Source organism: Ereboglobus sp. PH5-5, from assembly GCF_029504805.1.
Lineage (GTDB): Bacteria > Verrucomicrobiota > Verrucomicrobiia > Opitutales > Opitutaceae > Ereboglobus.
The window spans coordinates 99,611-116,858 of sequence record NZ_JAQFIT010000002.1 but is presented as its reverse complement, the minus strand read 5'-3'; the positions used below and the strand labels follow the sequence as shown (position 1 = coordinate 116,858).

The following is a 17,248-nucleotide window of genomic DNA, read 5'->3' as shown; positions in this document are numbered from 1 at the left end:
AACCAACCAACAACAACTGGCGGCGTCGGACATACCGGACGCGCCGCCCCTGTTGATTGATTCGCGGGATAAGCACGCGTTCCCGGCATCCGCCATTTTCGCCTTGGCGTTGGGAATTTGGCCTGTTGTTTTTTCCGATTGCAGACTGTGCCGGGCATCCGCGCGCCTTTCATTTCCGATCTCATTTGTCATTACCTCAACCTCTTATTCGACCAAACTATGAAACCATCACATCGTCCCGCCCGGTTCGCCGTTGCGTTCCTGTCCATTTTCTTTCTCGCAGCCGTCGCATCGGCGCAGCCGAAGTCATTCGAGTATCGTTATTTTAAGAGCAACATTCAGGATATCATCGCGCAGATACCGTCGCCGCCCGCGGATGACTCGGTTGCGGGAATGGCCGATCTTGAAACGCTTCTCCAGCTGCAAAAAGACCGCACGCCGGAGCAAGTCGAGCGGGCGAAACGCGTCAATACGCATACCGCGCGCAACGTCATGGGCATGGGCGCGCAGGCATTCGGCCCCTGGTTTTCGGAGAAAAACCTGCCCCGCACCGCGCAAATTTTACGGGAGATCAACATGGAGCGCCACTACATCGGCATTACGGTCAAGAACCACTGGAACCGCCCCCGCCCGTTCGTTCGCGACCCGCGCATCCAGCCGTGCCTGCGCCGCCCCGGCGAATCCTCCTATCCCAGCGGACACACCGCCGCCAGCGCGGCCTGGGCTGGCGTGCTCGCGGCGGCAATGCCCGAATACAAGGAGCCGCTCTTTGAGGAAGTGCGCGAAACCATGTGGGGCCGCGTCCTCGCGGGCGTGCACTTCCCGACCGACACGATTGCCGGCAGGAAACTCGGTTTTCTCATCGCGGATGAAATGCTGAAAACCCAGGTCACGCAGGACGCGGTCAGGGAAATGCGCGCGGAAATCCTCGCGTTCATAAAGGCGAATCCGGATGCCATAACGCCGCCCAAGCACTGAGGCGGGCATTCGGTTGCTCGAGCCGTTCGCGCTCCGAGGGCTGATTTACGCCCCGCCTGTTTTTGCCGCCAGCGCCTTGAGTTTTTTGTCGATCAAGCCGCGTGTTTTTTTCGACATGCGGTCGATGAAGAGCACGCCGTTAAGATGGTCGACCTCGTGCTGGATGCAGCGGGCGAACATGCCGTTGCACACGAGCAGATGAGGCACGCCCTCGGCATCCTGGTATTTCACCGTGATCTCGTCGCGTCGCTCGACGTCGCCGCGAATGTCGGGAAATGACAGGCAGCCTTCCTCCACGATTTCCTTTTCAACCCGGTGCACTTTCACCTCCGGATTCACGATCACCATCGGCATGATCAACTCCAGCGGCGGGTGGTTGCCGTCGAGTTCCCAGTCGAAGTCGTCGTCCACTTGAGATACGTCCACGACGCAAAGCTGCAATGCCTTCCCGATTTGTTGCGCGGCCAGCCCGATGCCGGGCGCGGCGTGCATTGTCTCGACCATGTCGCGCGCGAGCGTGGCGAGGGGCGCGTCGAAGACGTCGATCTTGACACCCTTTTTTCTTAAAACCGGATCATTGTATTGAACTATTGGAAGCAGCATGGGTCGATGTTCGCTTGCATCGTGGGTTTGCAATTGCCGACTCGCAACCAATATTCTCCATTGCTTCACAGGATGACTCCACAGCGCGAAAAAAACAGCAAGCTGCCCGCGGCCGCGGCCTGGTTCACGGCCGGGATCGCGCTGCTCGCGCTCGCGTGGATGGTGCCCGTCAACCTGAAATCCGTCACGCCCGCGCTCCTGCGCGCCGCCGGAGAGAACACGCCGCGCGTCGCCGCGTTCGGCCAGCAGCGGCTCGACTCGGAAAAGCTCGGCGCGGCCAGCCTCATCCTCGAGGCGGCGCGGCTCGTCGGCGACCCCGGCGCGCCCGAGCTCGAACGCGGCATCCGGAACATCGAGGCGCGCCGCCCCGAGTGGGTGCCGTGGGGCGGCTGGGACCCGTTTCTCGACCCGCTCTTCTCGCTCAAGGAAAACACCGGACGCACCGAAAGCACGCCCGTGCTCACGTTTTTCATAACGGAAAAGGCGCGCCGCTCGCTCCGGGGTTTTCTCGCCAACTCGCGCAGCATCGGCGTGCAGACCATTTTGCAAACGCGCGAGAACCAGGGCACGACGCGCTTCGTCCCCGCCAATCGCGCCGGCGGCGAGGCGCTCGACGCGGTCATACTGCTCACCGCGCTTCTCTACCAGTCCGACAACCTCTCGCCCGCGCTCCAGCGCGAACTCCGCGTGCTCGCCGAAACCGCCGCCGCCGAAAAACAGCTCGACCGGCTCGAAACCTTTTACCTCGACCTCCTCTCGCTCGGCAAACGCCTCAACTGGATGCAGCTCGGCGAGCTTCTCCGCGTCAGCGGGAGCGCGCTCACCGTCGGCGAGTTCGCGCAACTCGCCCGCGTGGCCTCCGACAACCTCCCGCTCATCTACACCGCCGCGCTCTACTCCGGCTCCGCCGACAACGTCGCCGACTACCTCATGGAATACGGCAAGCAAGGCCTCGCCGACCTGCGCCTCGCGCTTGGGGAAGGGCAGGGCGCCGTGCGTCTCCTCCTGCGCAACCGCGCGCCCGTCAACCACAGCGCGGCCCTCAACATTTCCGCCGTCGCCGAGTTCGCGCTGCTCAACCCGCGCGTCGCGCTCATCGCCAAATACGCCGCGTTTTTTGTCGGCGCGTTTTTGCTTTTTCACGCGCTCGAAGTTTTCCTCAGCGGCGCGATGCGCGAGCCCGCGGGCGATTCGCGCTCCTCGCCCCTGCGCTTGCGCAGCTTCCTGCTCGCCGGAATGATCGCCCTGTTTCTCGTTTTTGCCAGCGAACCGTTTCTCATAAAAACACCGCCGCCCTCGGAATTTAAATTCAAACTCGTCGTGCCCGTGCTGGCCGCCGACAAACCCGATTCTCCAATAACAGAAGTTCCCGTCACCACCGCCATGGACACAACAACCATCCTCTCCATCCTCCTCTTCGCCGCGCTGCAAATCGCCGTCTATGTGATCTGCCTGCTCAAGATCCGCTATATCTCGCGCCAGCCGATTTCGCCCCAGCTCAAGCTGCGCCTCATGGACAACGAGGAAAACCTCTTCGACGCCGGCCTCTACGTGGGCATCGCGGGCACGGCCACCGCGCTCGTCCTCCAAGTGCTCGGCTACATCCAGGCCAACCTCCTCGCCGCGTATTCGTCGAACCTCTTCGGCATCCTCTGCGTCGCGATCGTGAAAATCCGCCACGTCCGCCACTTCAAGCGCCAGCTCATACTTGAGGTGCACGGAGACGCGACGCCGCAACCCGGGGACACGAACGCCAGCTCAGCCGCAACAAAACTCTAGGAAATTTTCGATTTTCGATTCTCGATTTTCGATTGCGCGCTACCGCGCGGCCTCGAAATTGAAAACGGAGCGGTAGCTCCCAATCGAAAATCGAGAATCGAAAATCGAAAATCCCTTCATCTCCGATGAACAAAACGCTTCTCCTCATCATTTGCGATTTTCTCCTGCTCAACCTCCTTGCGCTCACGCGCTGGGACGCGCCCGTCGCCGCGTCCTCAATCCAGCAGGCCCCCTCGCTGTCAACCGACCGCGATTCGCCGCCCGCCGCGACCAAGGACCAGGACCTCGTCGAGCTGATGAAACTTTCGCTCGAGGACGAGCAGGCGCGCCGCGACGAGCTCGCCCGCCAGTTGCGGGACACCGCGCAAAATCTCCAGACGCGCGAACAAATCCTCGCCCAACTCGAGGCCGAGAAAAACAAACTCGTTGAAAATCTGGGCGCGACGCGCACGCAACTCGACCAGCAAATAACCGTCGCCAAGCGCAACGCCGAGATTCTCGCGCGGGAAGTCGAGGCCGCCAAGCGCGACGCCGGCATGTCCAAGGAGCGCGTCGCCGCGCTCCAGCGCGACCTCGAGCACCGCGAAGCCGAGCTCGAGCGCGAGCGCGGCAACATCGCCAAGCTCGAGCAGGAGCAGCGCGCCGCGCGCGAAAAAATCGAAAATCTCAACGTCGCCGTGAAAGTTGCCGAGCACGAGAAAACCGTCCTTCGCGAAACCGCCGAGACCTACAAAACGCAAGTCGAGGCCGAGCGGCAGGAACGCCTCCGCGTGCAGGAAACCACCGTGCAGCTTGCGCAAGGCGTCGGCACCCTCGCCGTGAAATCGGACGACCTTCAAAAGGAAATCCGCGACAACCGTCCCATCAACGCCAACACGCTTTTCAGCGAATACCTCGCCAACAATGTGCGAACCCGCGTCGAAACCACGCGCCCCGGACTCTTCGGCCCGGCCGCGCGCGTTGCCGACCTGCGCACAATCCTCGTGAGCGACGGACGCGACACCTACGCGATCTTCCACGCCAGCGACACGCCCTTCGCGCTCACCTATCCCGGCGCCGACATCTCGCGCATTGCGATCACATTCACAAACGGCGACTACAGCACCACCGCAGGCGAGCTCCATTATCTATCCATTGACCCTCGCATCCTCGTCGTGCCGCTCACGCCCGCGCAAGCCGCCGGCCTTGGCGTGAAAGTTTACATGACCTCGCTCGAACCCTTCAAATTTTCCGACGCGATCCTGGTCAGCACCAACAGCGAGCCGACAAAAACGAAGTATGAGGAAACGCCGTTCAAGCTCGACGCCACGCAACCCGGCTACGTGCAAATGCGCGTGAGCTTTTTTGCCAGCAAGCGCGGCGACCTCGTGATCAGCAAATCCGGCGAACTACTTGGCATCATGGTGAACAAGGATTATTGCGCGCTGGTGGACAATTTCCTGCCCACCCGCACAATCACCACCGGCGAGAACACCGGCAAGCAAGGCATCGGCGCCCTCATAAACCACCTCAACACCCGAGTCCAAAGCATGCCGTTGAAGTTGCAGTGAACGGACGAACAGCGGCGGGGAAATCGAGTTGCGGTGCGATTAACGCGGCATGTCAAGGTTACGACGCATGGTTTCAAAACAGGGAATATGTGATCTAGGAGATCAATTCGACGAAATTCGGTCCAAATTAATGGATGCTATCTTATTAATTATAATATGTTTACAAAAAACAACTGCTCTACTTGCACTAATTTTGCAATTGTAATCATTAAATAAATATTTTTGTATTTTCGTTCTCGGGTTTTTGCCTCTGGCTATTGCCCATCTTCCTACACCAAACACATGAAAACATCCATCAAAGCATTCATCGCATTAATTGCCTTCGGCTCTTCCGCACTTTTTGTCCAGGCTCAAGCGCTCAAGATCGGCACGGTTGATCGCGCCAAGGCCATGGCTGGCTATTACAAGACGCAGGAGGAGGAGGCCAAAATTCAAGCCTACGGCCAAACTGCCCAGCAGGATTATGAAAAACGTCTCAATGAAGGCAAAGTCATGGTGACTCAATTTCAAAACCTTCAGGAGTCCCTGAAGAATCCCGTCCTGAGCGACACTGCCAAGGAAGCTGCTAAGGCTGACTCCCAGCGACTTCTCGGCGACCTCCAAAAGAAAGAGCAGGAAATTGCCGAATTCCGTCAGCAAGCTGATCGTTTCATCCAGCAAGGTATTGCCACCACTCGTCAGGCTCTCCTCGTAGAAATCAACGAAGTTGCGACCAACATCGCCAAAAAGAAAGGCATTACCCTTCTCGTTGATCGTGGCGTTTTGGTTTATACTGACGAAGCCTACGACATCACCGAGGAAGTGCTCACCGAGCTTAACAAGAACAAGCCCGCCACCGCAGCCGCTCCCGCCGCGGGCGTCCCGAGCGTGGGTCTTCCCAAATAATTAAACATCCGTTTTTTTACGAAACCCGTCTGATTCAACAGGCGGGTTTTTTTCGTTTTATAAAAAACATTGCGCTTGCGCATGCCTTGCGCTCTGCGCCGTTGACAGTGGGCTCTTTGCCTGTTTTGCCTACCCGTCCGCTTTGACGCGCATGACTGCCCCGGTTTTTTGCGCGACGCAGCATCTCTTTTAACATCACCAAACAACACCAGCAATGGCTACCAAAACCAAAAAGTCCGCGACCAAGCCCGCCAAAAAGGCCGTCGCTAAAAAATCAACCGCCCCAAAAGGCTCCAAATCCTCCAAGGGCAAAATCGCGAAATCCGCGAAATACGTTTACCTCTTCGGCAAGGGCAAGGCCGATGGCGACGGCACCATGAAACCGCTCCTCGGCGGCAAGGGCGCCAATCTCGCCGAGATGACCCGCATCGGCCTCCCGGTGCCTCCCGGCTTCACCGTCACCACCGACGTCTGCACCTATTATTACGCCAACAAGCGCACCTATCCCGCCGCCCTCCAGGCGCAGATGGAAGCCGGCGTTGCCAACATGGAACGCATCATGGGCACCAAGTTCGGCGACGCCAACGGCATGCCGCTCCTCGTTTCCGTGCGCTCCGGCGCGCGCGACTCCATGCCCGGCATGATGGACACCATCCTCAACCTCGGCCTCAACGACACCACCGTCCTCTCCCTCGCCAAGGCCACCAACAATGAGCGCTTCGCCTGGGACTGCTACCGCCGCTTCGTCCAAATGTATGGCGACGTCGTCCTCGGCGTCCAGAAGCGCGAAAACGAAGACCACGAACCCTTCGAGTCCGTCATCCACGAATACAAGCACGAAACCTACCACACCGACATCGAGGACTCCGCTCTCACCGCCGCCGACCAGCAAAACCTCGTCGCCCTCTTCAAAAACCTCATCAAGGAACGCACCGGAAAAACCTTCCCCAACGACCCCTGGGCGCAACTCCGCGGCGCCGCCGGCGCCGTCTTCGGCTCGTGGATGAACGACCGCGCCATCGTTTACCGCCGCAAATACAACATCCCCACCGAATGGGGCACCGCCGTCAACGTGCAGGCCATGGTCTACGGCAACACCGGTGAAAAATCCGGCTCCGGCGTCGCCTTCACCCGCAACCCGGCCAACGGCGCCAACGAATTCTACGGCGAGTTCCTCATCAACGCGCAAGGCGAGGACGTCGTCGCGGGCGTTCGCACACCCGAGCCCGTCATCAACCTCAAAAAGAAGATGCCCGCCTCCTACGCCGAGCTCCTCAAGGTTCGCGCCATCCTCGAAAAACATTTCAAGGACGTCCAGGACATCGAGTTCACCATCCAGGAAGGCAAACTCTTCATGCTCCAGACGCGCAACGGCAAGCGCACCGCCGCCGCCGCGCTCAAGTTCTCCATGGACATGGTCAAGGAGAAGCTCATCGACTGGCAGACCGCCATCATGCGCAACCCGGCCGACCAGCTCGACCAGCTCCTCGCGCCCATCTTCGATCCCGCTGAAATCAAAAAAGCCGCCGTCATCGCCACCGGCCTCCCCGCCGGCCCCGGCGCCGCCACCGGACAGATTTATTTCAACGCCGATCGCGCCGTCCTTGCGCACGAACGCGGCGAGAAAGTTCTCCTCGTCCGCCTCGAAACCTCGCCCGAGGATCTCCGCGGCATGATCGCCGCCGAAGGCATCATCACCGCGCGCGGCGGCGTCTCCTCGCACGCCGCCCTCGTCGCCCGCCAGATGGGCAAAGTCTGCGTCTGCGGCGCGTCCGCCATCCAGATCGACTACGAGAAGAAAACCGCCACCATCGAGGACAAGGTTTACAACGAAGGCGATTACCTCTCGATCGACGGCACCGCCGGCAACGTCTACGCCGGCCAGGTCAAGACCGCGCCCTCCGAAATCATCACCGGCACCATCCAGGGCAACAAGGCCGCGCAAAAGACCGAGAAGTTCAAGCACTACACGCAACTCATCGCATGGTGCAAAAAGGCGTCCCGCCTCCAAGTGCGCACCAACGCCGACACGCCCGAGCAGGCCGCCAACGCCATCGCGTTCGGCGCCGTCGGCATCGGCCTCACGCGCACCGAGCACATGTTCTTCGAAGGCGACCGCATCGACTCCATGCGCGAGATGATCCTCGCCAACAACACCGCCGACCGCGAAGCCGCCCTCGCCAAGCTGCTCCCCTTCCAGCGCGACGACTTCATCGGCATCTTCAAGGCGCTCAAAGGCTTCCCCGCCACCATCCGCTTTCTCGATCCCCCGCTGCACGAATTCCTCCCCCACACCAAGGAGCAGCAGATGGATCTCGCGCGCAAACTCCGCATCCCCGTTGAAAAAATCATGGCCCGCGTCAGCGAGCTCCATGAGTTCAACCCGATGCTCGGCTTCCGCGGCTGCCGCCTCGGCATCAAGTATCCGGAAATCACCCGCATGCAGGCGCGCGCCGTCTTCGAGGCCGCCGCCGCCGTGCGCAAAACCGGCATCAAAGTGAGCCCGGAAATCATGATCCCGCTTGTCGGCTTCACCAATGAAATCGACATCCAGTCCGCCATCGTGCACGAAGTCGCCAAGGCCGTGCAATCCGAGCAAAAGGTGCGCTTCACCTACAAAGTCGGCACCATGATCGAGATTCCGCGCGCCGCGATCGTCGCTGAGAAAATCGCGCAAAGCGCCGAGTTCTTCAGCTTCGGCACCAACGACCTCACGCAAACCGTGCTCGGCATGTCGCGCGACGACGCCGGCGGCTTCCTCGGCGCGTATCAGGAGGCCGAGATCGTCAAGAAGAACCCCTTCGCCTCGATCGACCAGAATGGCGTGGGCGAGTTCATGAAGCTCGCCGTCGCGAAAGGCCGCTCCACGCGCCCCGACATCAAGCTCGGCATCTGCGGCGAGCACGGCGGCGATCCCGACTCGGTGAAGTTCTGCCACGCGCTCGGCCTCAACTACGTGAGCTGCTCGCCTTATCGCGTGCCCGTCGCAATCCTCGCCGCCGCCCAGGCCGCGGTCGAGGAAGCCCGCGCCGCGAAACCCGCGAAGAAGGCGAAGAAAAAGTAACCGCCGGAAAAACTCCGCCTAAAAACCAAGCCGCGTATTCAAAACCCGAATACGCGGTTTTTTTGCGGGCGCGCTTGCAACCCTGGGAACGCGGGCATCTTGCCCGCAAGACGGCGCGGCGCGCCGCACAAACCTGCGGGCAAGATGCCCGCGTTCCCAGGGTTGGAAAGACCCCTTGATCTACAAGCCGTAACCAATCGCTTCCTTCAGTCCTCCGTCCAGCAGCGCCTTCACTTCCTCGTTCGAGCATCCCTCGGCATACAGGCGAATGATATCCTCCGTTTCCGAGCTTCGTATCAGCAGCCAGCGGCACGAGCCCTGGCAGATGAACTTCAATCCGTTGACGATGCCCCTGCTGCTTTGAAACGCCTGCACTTGCCCGACAGGAAAACCGGCCACGTTTGCGCAGCCTCGTTTATACAGGTTGGGAAGCAGCTGGTTTTTGTCCGGCTTGTCATAATGCACGTCGATTCTGTCGTAATAGATTTCGCCCAGGCGCGCGGTTGCATCCGCCGCATAGTCGGACAGACGCCGGAATCCCGATTTCGATAGCATTTCGATCAGCATCAAGGCGGAGAAAATGCCGTCCCGCTCGGGGAGGTGCATGCCATAGCCGAAGCCGCCGCTTTCCTCGCCGCCAAAGGCGATTTGTTCCTGGAGCATCACATCGGCAATATATTTGAAGCCCACCTGCACTTCATGAATCGGTGTGTCGGGCGAGGCGAAACAGACGCGTATTTTATCCGACACGGAGCTTGTTTTTATAATTCCGCCGGGGACTTTTCTCACTCGTTTTAAATAATCAACCAGCAGCAAAATCGTTTTTTGCGCCGAGAGCCATCCGCCGTTGTCGAGACAAGCCCCGACGCGGTCGGCATCGCCGTCGGTTGCGACTCCAAGGGCGTAATCTCCGTTCGCTAGCGCCTCCATGAGCGGGGCGAGATTTTTTTCTATCGGCTCGGCGAGCCGTCCGTGAAAGTTTTCCGACGGGGTGCCGTCAATGGTTCGCACTTCGCAACCCAGCGGACGCAGTATTGTTTCGAGGAGCGTCGTGCCCGCGCCGCCCATGCTGTCAACCAGCACCGGCAGGGCCGCGCCGCGGATGGCGTCAAAATCTATTAACTCGCCCAAGCGGGCTGTATACGCGGGCAGGAAATCCGCCTGCTTTACTCTTTCGTCCGAATGCTTGCGCGGCGAGTCATATAATAATGACTCCACCTTCTTGGTTTCCCCGGTGGAAAACGGGCCGCCGTGGGCGGATTTAAATTTGATGCCATTGTATTCGGGCGGATTGTGCGACGCCGTGATCATAACGCCCGCCGCGCAATGATAATGTTTCACCGCGTGCGAAAGCACGGGCGTGGGCGTTATTTTGTCCGCCAACAACACATTGATGCCATTGCCGGACAGTGTTTCCGCAAAACGGCGGGCGAAGAGTGATGACGCCAGCCTTGTGTCATAACCAATGGCAACGGGCGACTGCGCGCCCCGGCTGTTTATATAATCAGCAAAGGCCTGCGCCACCACAGTGACGCTTTCCTCGTTCATCACCGTGCCGAGGCGGCCCCGCCATCCGTCTGTTCCGAAAAATATATTCATTTCCCGTTATCCTTTCCCTTTTCGTTAATGGCGTCCACAAACCACTGTGTAATCAGGTGCGGACGGGTGATTGCCGAGCCGACAATCACAGCCCATGCGCCGAGTTCGACGGCTTTTTGCGCGTCGGCGGGCGTGTTAAAACGTCCCTCGGCAAAAACAGGATAATCCCTTGGCAAAATTTGCAGGCACTTTTCCAGCATGTCGAACGCCGGGCGGTTTCCCCTGGCAAATGCGAGAGTGTCGGGAGTGTAGCCGCAGAGCGTCGTGGAAACGCAATCCGCGCCCGCCTCATGGCAGGCAAGCGCCTCGTCGGGCGTGGCAATGTCGGCCATGATTATAATATTATGCCGCTGCTTGATGGCGCGAATATAGTCCGCGCCGCCCAGTCCGCCCGCCCTTGGGCGATTGGTGCCGTCAACCGCCACGATTGAGGCGCCGGCTTTGACAAGCTGCTCCACGTCCTCGAAGGCGCCCGTTATGCACACTGTGCCGTCGGGAAAATACGCCTTGGTTAGCCCGATGACCGGAACGGAGACATTTTTCACAATGCAGGCCGTTTTCTCAATGCCGCATGTGCGAATCCCGGCGGCGCCGCCCCGGACGGCCGATTGCGCGAAGGCGCTCACTCCCTCGGGCGTGTTGAATGGCGAACCTTCCTCGGCCTGGCAGGAAACGACCAGTTTTCCCCGCAGGGAATCAAACAATTTATTATTCATCACGGTTTCTTTTTTCCAATGGTCGCGTTTATATACACGGGATAATGGTCCGACGGATACAGGTTTTCGCCGCGCTTGTCGTCGATCACATGATAGTCGGTCACGTTCACCTCGTTGTTCACAAAAATATAATCGATTCGGTGAATGGGTTCTATTCTGCCCCAGCTGTGCGCGGTGTTCATCGGGCCGGTTTTAACGGGCGCGGTGACGAAGGTGTCATTAAAGACGGCAGCCAGTAATTTGTAGGCTTCCGTTGTGTCGCGCCTGTTCAAATCGCCGCAAAAGAACACCGGTTCGCCCTCCCTGGCGATGCGTTTGATTTGCGCGATCATCAACTCCGCCGACTTGGTCCGGGCGTTCACTCCGCGATGGTCAAAATGCGTGTTGAACACCAGAAACACATTGCCCGATTTGCGCTCCTTAAATCTCGCCCAGGTGCAATAGCGGTCGTATTTTCCGTCCCATCCCACCGAGCCGGGCGCCATCGTCTCGGATAGCCAGAATGTGTCGGTCTGCAACAGTTCGAATCGCTCGGTTTTATATATAATGGGATTATACAATCCGCGTATTCCCACGAAGCCGTGGGGCACTCGCTCCAGTATGTCCTCGAACTGGCTCAGCACGGCCTCCTGGAAGCCCACGATGTCAAAATCGTTATTGCGGATGATTTCGCAAAGCCAGTCCTTGCGGTGAACCCATTGATTCGGTCCGTCCGAGGGCTTGTCGCCGCGAATGTTGAATGTGCACAACCTGAGTTTTGTTTCTTTTTCAGAGGTCGCCGGAGCGCCGGCCGGGCAAAGGTTCGCCGCCTGTAATATTATGGCCGCGGCGACGAATAGTTGGATTATTTTTTTCATGGGTTTGTCTGGTTGCTAGTTGTTCGAAATAGGAGAGGCGCTGAATGAAGCCCAACGGGCTTCTGTCATCTAGCCCAGGGTTGCGAGCGCAGCGAGCTACCCTGGGAATAATAAATAAAATACACAACCCCAACGGGGTTGCGGCCCGTATGCCCGGCGTGCGTTTTCGTGGACGCAACCCTTTCAGGGTTGTGTTCCCTTTTTTCAAGACACCCAGGGTAGGCGCTCGCAACTCGCGCCAACCCTGGGCTAGGGGACTCATCCCCGTTGGGGATGCGAGCAGGGTCATTTCGTGTTTTCATATCGGTATTATTTTGCGCCGCTTAATAATACAATTAGCCGTTTGCCTGCTTGTGTTGTGACGTCTTTTTCCAGATGACCGAAATCAAGCTCAGTGATACGAGCGCCGCGGCCACCCAAAAGATGCGGATGTGCGAGAAGTCGTAAACCGTCTGGCCATCAACGATTGTTTTGTTCGATTCAATCAGGTAGCCGCTGAGTATTTCCTGCATTCCCGCGCCGATATAATTTCCCAGCCCGATAATGCCCACCGCGGCGCCGACAGCGCCCTTCGGCGCCAGGTCCATGGCGATCAATCCGCCCATGAAACTGATCAGCACGCCAATCGACACGCCGAACAAAACCATGCTCACGATGTCGATCACCGTGCTGTGCGGGGCGAACATAAACAGGGCGATTGCAATCAGATTGGCGAGGCTCGCCATCCATGCGAGGGGCAGGCGTTTGGCGTTGAAAAAGCGGTCGGAAATCCAACCCGAAAATATGGTTCCGACCGTTCCGCAGACCGCGCTGACCGATACCAGCGAGCCCGCCTCGACCAGCGTGTATGATTTTTCCGCGGCAAAATAATAAATGCCCCAGCTGTTCACCGCGTAGCGGCAAATATACATCACCCCGCTTGCCAGGGCCAGCAGCCAGATGATGGGATTTTTGATTACCTCTATTTGCAGCTTCTTGACGGAGCCTTTCTCCGCTTTTGGCGCTTCTGCTTGTCCGGGCGAAACCGACTCTTTTTCAGGCGGGGACGGTTTTAGGAATATAAATATAAAAACCACGCCGAACGCGCCCATGCAGGCCGCGCTCCAAAATCCGTATTGCCATCCCAATGCGCCGACCACGACGGCCGCCAGTATATAAGTCGCCGCCTCGCCTATATTGTGGCTCGCGCTCCAAAACCCATACACGGTTCCGCGTTGTTTGCTCGAAAACCAGTTGTTCAGCGCAATGACACTGCACGGGCCGCCCGCCGACTGAAACCAGCCGTTCAGCCCCCAAAGAATGACAAGCGCCCAGAAGGGAATGGCAAAACCCAGAAGAAAATTGACCCCCACGGCGACGAGCAGGCTGCCCGCCATAAAATAGCGCACGTTGACGCGGTCGGCGAGAAACCCGTTTATAAATTTCCCCGCCGCATAGGAGAAAAACAACGCCGACCCGATAATGCCCAACTGCGTTTCCGTCAGGTAGCCGTCATCCACCATCGGCTTCTTTACAACATTGAGGCTCAACCGGCAGACATAGTATAATCCGTAGCCGATTGTGGCCGCCGTAAAGACTCCCCATTTTTGAAAATTATATTTGTTCATTGATATACGGGGTGCGCGGACGGGTTCACTGCAATTTGCCGTTCTTCCAAATCATTTTCTCGCCCCAAAACGGCATGATTGTTCGCGGGCAGTGCATCTTGGGAATATTATCCATCGCAAAGTTGAGGGTTCGGCGGCGCGGGGATTTTTCAATGTCGTGGCGCAGCTCGATCATGTGGGAGAAGATGGTGCAGGCGGGATCGATCCGGCCCTTGCCGGGCTTTGCGTCCAGCAAGTTGTTTTCCTCCGGCGCGCCCCAGCGGGTGATAAACAGGCCAACCGGCCCCTGTGTGCGCTCAAACTGCTCCGGTTTGAAGTTGGAATCCCCGCCGTGCAAAATGGAAAGGCCGCCCGAGTCCTTGCCGCAATCAAGCCTATACACCGTGACAAATTTTAGCAGCTTGGCATTGTGATCGGTGATGTCCGTGCGGATGGAGAAGGCGCCGATTTTATACTCCGCCGGTTCCTTTGAATAATATTGGGCGTCATTTTTGTAAAAATTGGACAGCACGGGTTTGCCGCGCGCGCGCATCGCATTCATCAATTCCACGCTTTTGTGGTCGCCGTGATTATGTGTTACGCAGAGAAAATCCAGCAGGGGCTCAAACTTTTCCGCATACTTGTGGTTGATGTCCACGCCGAAGCAACCGGAGGGCGTTTTCACCACGATTCCCATGTTGTAGAGCATCCAGATCACGGCCGTGCCCTGCTCGACCTTTGTGTTGGCGACCTCGTCGAGGACGCGGTCAAAGGCCAGCCGATACCAGCCCAGAATCGGGTTGTCGCGTTCCATCGCGGCGGCCTCGTCCACGCCGGCTTTCAGGTATTGTCTGAAAACAGGGTGGGGTAATTTTTCGGAATACTCCTGGACTGTTTTCAACAGGCCGGCTCTTTCGCCATCCAGCAGAAGCGGGGAGGTTTTTAAGAGGCGCGCCATGGTGCGCGCGGCGTCGCGATTGATCGCGGATTTTTGCGGCGCGTCCGCCGCCGGAAGTCCGGACGCGGAAAACGCGAAAAACAGGAGCAGCGAGAGGAGTGAGCGGGTGCGTTTCATGGGGTTTGGTGGTGACGGCGGCATGCCATAATGCGGGTTTGCCCCAAAAAGTTACCCGAAGGGGAGGGCGGTAGCCAATTGCATTTTCGATTAAGTTTTTGGCAAATTTGATTTTGGCGGTGTTTGCGGGCACACCAAGCCATTGTCGTCTATTAGATGACAATGCGGGCTTTGCAAAACACGTGTGCGTTTGCAATTCCTGTGCGCGCCGCCCGAGGGACGGCGCCTTTGCTTAAAGCCCGGCAGCCCTTGTGCCGGGCGGTTTTCTGCGCCGCGATTATTTTACCTCTTCCAGAAGGAGAACCATGCTTTGGAGGTTTTTCATCAGGCGGGGGTTGAGACCGCCGTTGATGAGGAACTCGCCGGTGAAGGTTTTGCCGTTCGCCCAGAACTTTGACTTTTTCTCGTTCAACTCGGTCACCTTGTAGCGTTTTGCCGGATCAAGGCCGGTGAGTTTGAAGGTGGGCATGATGTTGCGGTAGTCGATGCAGAAGGCGGACATGACGGCGCGGGTTTTGTCCTTGCTCACATACATGAGCGAATAGAGGCCGGAGTTGTCGTAGGGGCTGTTGATGCGGTAGAGGTCGCCTTGCATGACGATGTCGCGGATGTTTTTGTAGTTGGCGATCGCCATTTTCGCGAACTCCTTGTCCGCCTCGTTCATGTCCTTGGGCTGGAGTTCCATTCCGAAGCGGCCCGTCATGGCGAGGTCGAAGCGGAATTTTAAAGGGGTGACGTTGTTCGTCTGGTGGTTGGGAACTTGCGAGACGTGCGAGCCGGTCACGAGCGAGGGGTAGATGAGGTTCGTGCCATACTGGATGCGCACGCGGGTGATGGCGTCGGTGTTGTCGCTGGTCCAGACTTCCTGGTGGTATTTCAACGCGCCGTAGTCAACGCGGCCGCCGCCGGAGGCGCAGGCTTGCACGATGACGTTGGGGTATTTCGCGCGCACGCGTTCATAGACTTTGTAGAGGCCGCGGGTGTATTCGACCCAGAAGTGCGATTGTTTGTCGTCGTCGAGGTAGGCGGAGCCGGCGTTCTCAACGTGGCGGTTGGCGTCCCACTTGATGTAGCTGATGTTGGGGGAGAGTTTCATGGTTTCGTCGAAGACGCTGAAGACGAAGTCCTGCACCTCGGGGTTGGTGAGGTCGAGGAGCCATTGGTAGCGCATCGTGGGGATTTCGCGGCCCTTGCCCTTGACGATCCATTCGGGGTGTTTTTCGGCGAGTTCGCTCTTGGGGCTCACCATTTCGGGTTCGATCCAGATGCCGAATTTCAGGCCCTTGGAAACGGCGTAGTCGGCGAGGTAGCCGATGCCGCGGGGGAGTTTTTTCTTGTTCACCTGCCAGTCGCCGAGGGCGGTCTTGTTGTTGTCGCGGGGGTATTTGTTGCCGAACCAGCCGTCGTCGAGCACGAACATTTCGAGTCCCATGCCGGCGGCGTCGTCGATCATGTCGGTGAGCGTTTTTTCGTCGAAGGTGAAGTAGGCGCCCTCCCAGCTGTTGAGGAGCGTGGGGCGGATGGTTTGCGCGTCGTAGACGCGGTGGTTGCGCGCCCAGTCGTGGAGGTTGCGGGAGACGCCGCCGGCGCCGGCGGTCGAGTAGGTGAAGATCATCTCGGGCGTCTCGAAGGTGGCGCCGGCGGGCAGCGTGTAGTCGCTGGCGAAGGGGCTGATGCCCGCGCTGATGTTGAGGATGGCGAATTCGTCGATTTCGAAATTCAGCTTCCAGTTGCCGCTCCACGCGAGCGCGCCGCCGATGACGTTGCCGCTGTTTTCGGCGAGCGGGGTGTCGAGGGCGAGCAGGAAGGACGGGTTTTCGCAGCGGGTGGCGCGCGCGCCGCGCTTGCTTTCCACGGTCTTGATTCCGGCGGTGAGCTGGGTTTCGGCGAGCATCATCTCGCGCGCCCAGGCGCCGTAGAAATGGTTGAGGTAATACTTGTTCGCCTTGAGGGGCATGTAGGCGGAGTAGTAGTTGTGCAGCGTCACGGGCTTGTCGCCGGCGTTGCGGATGACGACGTGCTCGCTGATGACGTTTTCCTTTTGCCAGGCCTTGACGATGAGCGTGACTTCGAGCGGGTTGACTTTGTCGCGGAGCAGGATTTCGAGCGTGCGCGCGCCGTCGGCGCCGGCGGCGGTTTCCTTGTGGCTCACGTAAACGAGCTCGGTGTTGATGTCGCCGTTGGCGTGCGTGACGCGCAGCGCGGGTTCGCGGATGTTGCGTCCGCCGGAGGAGAGGTAGGCCATCTCGTAGGTCGGCTCGCGGCGGTATTCGCCTTTTTTGAGGAAGGGTGTCGCGTCCTCGATCTTCGGTCCGAAGTGGTGGAAGAGCAGGTAGCCATCCTTGTTCACGCCCATGACGAGGGAAAGGCTCTCGGTGTCGATTTTCACGATCCGGGGCGTTGCGGTTTTTTGCGCCATTGCGACTCCGGAGAGGAGCAGGCAGCTGATGAGTCCAAGGGTGATTTTCTTCATGGTGGTTTTTGTTTCCGGGCGGTGAACTGATTGAAAGTGAAAGACTCTTTGGATTTTTTGGGAAAACTCCAAGTCAAAGTGTG

At 58.7% G+C, this 17,248-nt stretch carries 12 protein-coding genes; 5 read left to right on the top strand and 7 right to left on the bottom strand.

Annotated features, from left to right (window positions below; translation table 11 throughout):
• The first annotated feature begins 219 nt into the window (after nt 1-219).
• Nucleotides 220-978: a phosphatase PAP2 family protein gene (locus M2103_RS01680; protein WP_277508337.1), complete on the top strand. Its 759-nt coding sequence runs from the start codon at nt 220-222 to the stop codon at nt 976-978.
• 45 nt (nt 979-1,023) lie between these two features.
• Here M2103_RS01680 and def read toward each other — a convergent pair whose 3' ends face one another.
• A complete protein-coding gene (gene def / locus M2103_RS01675) occupies nt 1,024-1,581 on the bottom strand; it encodes a peptide deformylase (RefSeq protein ID WP_277508335.1) in 558 nt (185 codons plus the stop codon).
• Between the two features lie 72 nt (nt 1,582-1,653).
• On the opposite strand from def, the gene M2103_RS01670 reads away from it, so the two are divergent.
• The 4 genes from M2103_RS01670 (at nt 1,654) to ppdK (ending at nt 8,859) form a co-directional block, all read left to right on the top strand.
• Nucleotides 1,654-3,360 carry a hypothetical protein gene (locus M2103_RS01670; RefSeq protein WP_277508334.1) on the top strand — a complete coding sequence of 569 codons (1,707 nt, stop codon included), beginning with the start codon at nt 1,654-1,656 and terminating at the stop codon, nt 3,358-3,360.
• A 125-nt stretch (nt 3,361-3,485) separates the two neighbouring features.
• Nucleotides 3,486-4,910: a hypothetical protein gene (locus M2103_RS01665; RefSeq protein ID WP_277508332.1), complete on the top strand. Its 1,425-nt coding sequence runs from the start codon at nt 3,486-3,488 to the stop codon at nt 4,908-4,910.
• 282 nt (nt 4,911-5,192) lie between these two features.
• Nucleotides 5,193-5,795, top strand: coding sequence for an OmpH family outer membrane protein (locus tag M2103_RS01660; RefSeq protein ID WP_277508331.1), 603 nt, complete (start codon nt 5,193-5,195; stop codon nt 5,793-5,795).
• Nucleotides 5,796-6,009: 214 nt separating this feature from the next.
• Nucleotides 6,010-8,859, top strand: coding sequence for a pyruvate, phosphate dikinase (ppdK, locus tag M2103_RS01655; protein ID WP_277508330.1), 2,850 nt, complete (start codon nt 6,010-6,012; stop codon nt 8,857-8,859).
• A gap of 180 nt (nt 8,860-9,039) precedes the next feature.
• Here the strand turns inward: ppdK and M2103_RS01650 are convergent, their stop codons facing one another.
• From M2103_RS01650 to M2103_RS01625, 6 genes are all read right to left on the bottom strand, one after another.
• The gene (locus M2103_RS01650) at nt 9,040-10,458 is read right to left on the bottom strand and encodes a hypothetical protein (protein WP_277508329.1); all 1,419 of its coding nucleotides are present in this window, start codon (nt 10,456-10,458) and stop codon (nt 9,040-9,042) included.
• Nucleotides 10,455-11,174, bottom strand: coding sequence for an N-acetylmannosamine-6-phosphate 2-epimerase (locus M2103_RS01645; protein ID WP_277508328.1), 720 nt, complete (start codon nt 11,172-11,174; stop codon nt 10,455-10,457). The genes M2103_RS01650 and M2103_RS01645 overlap by 4 nt, the downstream gene beginning before the upstream one ends.
• Nucleotides 11,174-12,031, bottom strand: a complete 858-nt coding sequence (locus M2103_RS01640; protein ID WP_277508327.1) for an endonuclease/exonuclease/phosphatase family protein — start codon at nt 12,029-12,031, stop codon at nt 11,174-11,176. Before M2103_RS01640 ends, M2103_RS01645 begins: the two co-directional genes overlap by 1 nt.
• A 335-nt stretch (nt 12,032-12,366) precedes the next feature.
• Nucleotides 12,367-13,638 (bottom strand): MFS transporter, encoded by a 1,272-nt coding sequence (locus M2103_RS01635; protein WP_277508325.1) that lies wholly within the window; start codon nt 13,636-13,638, stop codon nt 12,367-12,369.
• Between the two features lie 25 nt (nt 13,639-13,663).
• Nucleotides 13,664-14,692 carry a hypothetical protein gene (locus M2103_RS01630; protein ID WP_277508324.1) on the bottom strand — a complete coding sequence of 343 codons (1,029 nt, stop codon included), beginning with the start codon at nt 14,690-14,692 and terminating at the stop codon, nt 13,664-13,666.
• A gap of 277 nt (nt 14,693-14,969) precedes the next feature.
• Nucleotides 14,970-17,165, bottom strand: coding sequence for an alpha-galactosidase (locus tag M2103_RS01625; protein ID WP_277508323.1), 2,196 nt, complete (start codon nt 17,163-17,165; stop codon nt 14,970-14,972).
• Nucleotides 17,166-17,248 lie beyond the last annotated feature (83 nt).

Excerpts from the sequence above, each read along its gene's own strand:
- M2103_RS01665 (WP_277508332.1), top strand. The coding sequence starts at position 3,486 with ATGAACAAAACGCTTCTCCTCATCATTTGCGATTTTCTCCTGCTCAAC.
- M2103_RS01625 (WP_277508323.1), bottom strand. The coding sequence starts at position 17,165 with ATGAAGAAAATCACCCTTGGACTCATCAGCTGCCTGCTCCTCTCCGGA.
- M2103_RS01660 (WP_277508331.1), top strand. The coding sequence starts at position 5,193 with ATGAAAACATCCATCAAAGCATTCATCGCATTAATTGCCTTCGGCTCT.
- M2103_RS01670 (WP_277508334.1), top strand. The coding sequence starts at position 1,654 with ATGACTCCACAGCGCGAAAAAAACAGCAAGCTGCCCGCGGCCGCGGCC.
- M2103_RS01650 (WP_277508329.1), bottom strand. The coding sequence starts at position 10,458 with ATGAATATATTTTTCGGAACAGACGGATGGCGGGGCCGCCTCGGCACG.
- M2103_RS01645 (WP_277508328.1), bottom strand. The coding sequence starts at position 11,174 with ATGAATAATAAATTGTTTGATTCCCTGCGGGGAAAACTGGTCGTTTCC.
- def (WP_277508335.1), bottom strand. The coding sequence starts at position 1,581 with ATGCTGCTTCCAATAGTTCAATACAATGATCCGGTTTTAAGAAAAAAG.
- M2103_RS01630 (WP_277508324.1), bottom strand. The coding sequence starts at position 14,692 with ATGAAACGCACCCGCTCACTCCTCTCGCTGCTCCTGTTTTTCGCGTTT.
- ppdK (WP_277508330.1), top strand. The coding sequence starts at position 6,010 with ATGGCTACCAAAACCAAAAAGTCCGCGACCAAGCCCGCCAAAAAGGCC.
- M2103_RS01635 (WP_277508325.1), bottom strand. The coding sequence starts at position 13,638 with ATGAACAAATATAATTTTCAAAAATGGGGAGTCTTTACGGCGGCCACA.
- M2103_RS01680 (WP_277508337.1), top strand. The coding sequence starts at position 220 with ATGAAACCATCACATCGTCCCGCCCGGTTCGCCGTTGCGTTCCTGTCC.
- M2103_RS01640 (WP_277508327.1), bottom strand. The coding sequence starts at position 12,031 with ATGAAAAAAATAATCCAACTATTCGTCGCCGCGGCCATAATATTACAG.